This window comes from Alkalibacterium psychrotolerans (assembly GCF_054784355.1).
Genome location: NZ_BAAGPH010000012.1, coordinates 1 through 752, shown reverse-complemented (window position 1 = coordinate 752; position 752 = coordinate 1). Strand labels below are relative to the sequence as shown.

The following is a 752-nucleotide window of genomic DNA, read 5'->3' as shown; positions in this document are numbered from 1 at the left end:
TGTTGCACTTGTAATAAAGATTTTCCACGTAGTGCTGCTGGGCTTCGGTCATCTGACGAATCAACTGATAGCGTGTACGAGTAAAACGTAGGAGAGCAACGAATTTTTCTTCTCGTGGTTGAGTTTTCGTATGCTTTCCAGTTGTTAAAAACTCAGCAATGATTTGGGCGTCTAATTTATCATTCTTTTCTTCTGTCCAGACTTTAGAAAAACGATGAATAACCCGCGGGTTTTCTACAATGGTTTCAACGTTAATCAGTTTCAACTCTGGATCATTTGAGAAGAATAAGGACGGATGCATACTGTATTGACCAGTCGCTTCCATACCTACAAGTATTTTGTCAAAATCTAACTCCTCGTGAAAGCGAAGGATTTGGTCTTTAATCATTGTGGCGCCTGACTCACTATTCGCTACTGTCTCTTGCCAAAGAATCGTATTGGTATCATCTTCACGTAAGAGAAAACAAGCATCAAGCTTCGCTTTACTTACGTCTAAACCGACAAATAATTTCATGGAAGGGTTCCCCCTTTCGTTATAAATTTGGTAGGTAAGCTTGGTCACTCCGGGCTATCCCTGTAACACAATGTGTGCCTTAACCTCACGCATAAGTATTTAACTCGTTTATTGTGTAGCTGCCAAGACCGAAGGTTTCCTAAGACCAACGGACACAAGAAACAAGCCATACAGCTTATGAGTAAATAGTCTCAACATTGTGACGGGAAGCATGCTTAATGAGTAGTCGAACTACAAG

The 752-nt window shown here is 40.8% G+C and carries 1 protein-coding gene; it reads right to left on the bottom strand.

The annotated features are described in order from the left end of the window. Positions 1–514, bottom strand: a 514-nt coding sequence (locus tag ACYVLS_RS02075) for an IS110 family transposase (protein WP_460320703.1), incomplete at its 3' end; no start/stop codon positions are given. Positions 515–752 lie beyond the last annotated feature (238 nt).